The organism is Nguyenibacter vanlangensis, assembly GCF_013376155.1.
Lineage (GTDB): Bacteria > Pseudomonadota > Alphaproteobacteria > Acetobacterales > Acetobacteraceae > Gluconacetobacter > Gluconacetobacter vanlangensis.
Map to the genome: position 1 here is coordinate 1 of NZ_JABXXP010000472.1, position 2256 is coordinate 2256.

Annotated in this window: 5 protein-coding genes; 3 read left to right on the forward strand and 2 right to left on the reverse strand. The window is 70.4% G+C overall.

The features are described from left to right. Window positions 1-152: 152 nt before the first annotated feature. Window positions 153-587, reverse strand: a complete 435-nt coding sequence (locus tag HUK84_RS15415) for a hypothetical protein (protein ID WP_218064400.1) — start codon at window positions 585-587, stop codon at window positions 153-155. 298 nt (window positions 588-885) lie between these two features. Here HUK84_RS15415 and HUK84_RS15420 point away from each other — a divergent pair, with 298 nt between their 5' ends. After that, the gene (locus HUK84_RS15420; RefSeq protein WP_176641073.1) at window positions 886-1155 is read left to right on the forward strand and encodes a hypothetical protein; all 270 of its coding nucleotides are present in this window, start codon (window positions 886-888) and stop codon (window positions 1153-1155) included. Window positions 1156-1375: 220 nt separating this feature from the next. Here HUK84_RS15420 and HUK84_RS15425 read toward each other — a convergent pair whose 3' ends face one another. Beyond that, entirely contained in the window at window positions 1376-1843 is a 468-nt protein-coding gene (locus HUK84_RS15425) for a YbaK/EbsC family protein (RefSeq protein WP_176641074.1), read from the reverse strand. 45 nt (window positions 1844-1888) lie between these two features. On the opposite strand from HUK84_RS15425, the gene HUK84_RS23570 reads away from it, so the two are divergent. Beyond that, a complete protein-coding gene (locus tag HUK84_RS23570) occupies window positions 1889-2017 on the forward strand; it encodes a hypothetical protein (RefSeq protein WP_281362831.1) in 129 nt (42 codons plus the stop codon). 13 nt (window positions 2018-2030) lie between these two features. Next, window positions 2031-2256, forward strand: a 226-nt coding sequence (locus HUK84_RS22890; RefSeq protein ID WP_218064401.1) for a hypothetical protein, incomplete at its 3' end; no start/stop codon positions are given.

Genomic DNA, 2256 nt, shown 5'->3' on the forward strand with positions numbered 1-2256 from the left:
CCGCCGCCGCGCTCAACCGTGCCGAGAAAGCCGCCGTGCTGGCCAGCGCCGACGGGCTGGACCGGCTGGAACGGATCGCCGCCCGGTAATCGCGGAATCTAATCGCGGCCTCTAATCGCGGCCCCCCGCGTCCGGACGGCTTCAGTACGGCCTCAGTTCCGTCCGGCGCGGCCGCCATGCAGCATCCGGCAGGCCTGGACCAGTTTCGGCGGCGCGGCGGAATCCGCCTTGTCGCAGATCGCGGCGGCGTCCGGGGCACAGGACTGGCCGGCGGTCTCGAAATCGGATTCCAGCACGTCGCGCGCAACCTCGACATCCTGGTCCTTGTTGCGCGATTCCTCGGCCGCCAGCGTGTCCTGGGTCTTGTGCAGGTCCTGCAGCGCACCCAGGCAATCCTGGCTGGCGGCATTGGGATTGGTCTGCAACACGGCCAGGATCTTCTGCAACTGCGTGTTGGCGGTGGTCGGGCCGCCGTCATCCTGCGCCGGCGCGGCCCCGGGGGTGGCGGCGACGATGGCGGCGACGGCGCCGCCGAGGACATAGCCGAGGATCGGGGCGACAACGCGGCCCGGGCGGAAAGACGTCACGATGTTCGGCACTCTCTGGACATTCCAATGGCGCGAAGCCCCCGGGTCCGCTTCGGACGATGCGGAGACGATCCCGGCGACTCCCCGGGGGGCGCCTGCCGCTCGGGCCGCGGCGCCACGGGATCGTGCCGGACTATGGCAGCAAGCGGCGGAACGGAAAAGCCATCAGGGGAAAGCCACCTGGGGGAAAAGCCACCAGGGGAAACCGGCACTACGGGCTTGGCACCCGGTCGCAAGGCCGCGTATCCACACGTTATGCCCGTCCATACCGGACGCCCGTTCAGGAAGACGCCCCGCCATGCTGCTCCGCTCCGCGCCGCCCGGCCTGCCCAAGCTGCCCAATCCGCGCGGCATGAAGATCGGCGTGCTGGTCGCCCTGGGCGTGGTCTATGTCGTGCTGTTCGTGACGCTCTCCCGCCACCCCAGGCCCCACGGCCCGGTCTACGCCGCCATCCCGGTCGCCGTGGTCAAGACCGCGCGGCAGGTCCCGCCCCCGCCGCCTCTGACCGTGCAACTGCATGATCCGGCCCCCGTCACGGTGCCCCCGCCGGCGTTGCACCTGCGCTGAACGCCCCGGCCCCGCCCGGCGCATCATGATCTCGAACGGGGCGCGCCCCAGCCGAGCGGCTTCGCCGCCGCACTGCAAGGCGGAGCAAGGCGAGGGCGTTGCCCTCGACCCGCAAGGGGGCGCGCCCCCTTGACCCCATTCCGTTGATAACAAATGGTTTCCAAAGGCACCGCCTTTGGTGGGGCTCGGGGCAAAGCCCCGAAAAAGAAGCCTGGCCACCCTATTCCGGCAACTGGCACACATCCACCCAGGTGGCGCCGGTCAGCTCCGCCAGGCGCAGCGGCGCCAGCCGCACCGAACTGTTGATCGCGCCCGCGGCGGGGATCACCTCGTCGAACGCGCGCAGCGACTGGTCGCAATAGACGGGCAGGCTTTCCTTCAGCCCGAACGGACAGACGCCGCCGACCGGATGGCCGGTCAGTTCCTCGACCTCGGCACGGTCCAGCATGCGGGGCTTCTGGCCGAAGGCCGCCTTGCTCTTGCGGTTGTCCAGCCGCGCCGTGCCGGCCGCCACCACCAGCACCACCTGCTCGCCCAGCCGCAGCGAGATCGTCTTGGCGATCTGCTCGGGCGTGGTGCCGTGCGCGGCGGCGGCCTCGGCGACGGTGGCGGTCGATTCGGCCATTTCGATGATCGCCAGGTCCGGCGCATGTTCGGCCAGGAAGAGACGGACGGATTCCAGGCTCATGCGGCCGGCTCCGGGTGGGAATCCGTATGTGAATGGACAAGGGTCATGGCGCACTCCTTCGCCGCCCATCATGGCGCGACCCGGCGCAACGCGTCGAGAGGGCACGATTCCGCCACGGCCCCGACCCATTGCGGCCATCCCGCCATGGTCCGATGGACCATCGACAACAGCTAGAAAGCCCGCCCCGATGTTCGCGCGCACCGCCCTGCTGACCCTCTCCCTGGCCCTCTCCGGCGCGGCCCTGACCCCGCTGGCCGCCCACGCCTCCGACGCTCCGAGAACCTCCGATTATCGAAGCTCCGATTATCGAACCCCGGATCGTCATCCCGCGTACGACCATCCCGCGGATCGCCCCGCGGATCGCCGTGCCGACGCCGCCTGCACGCCCGGCGGCGTCCCGGGCTGGGACGTGG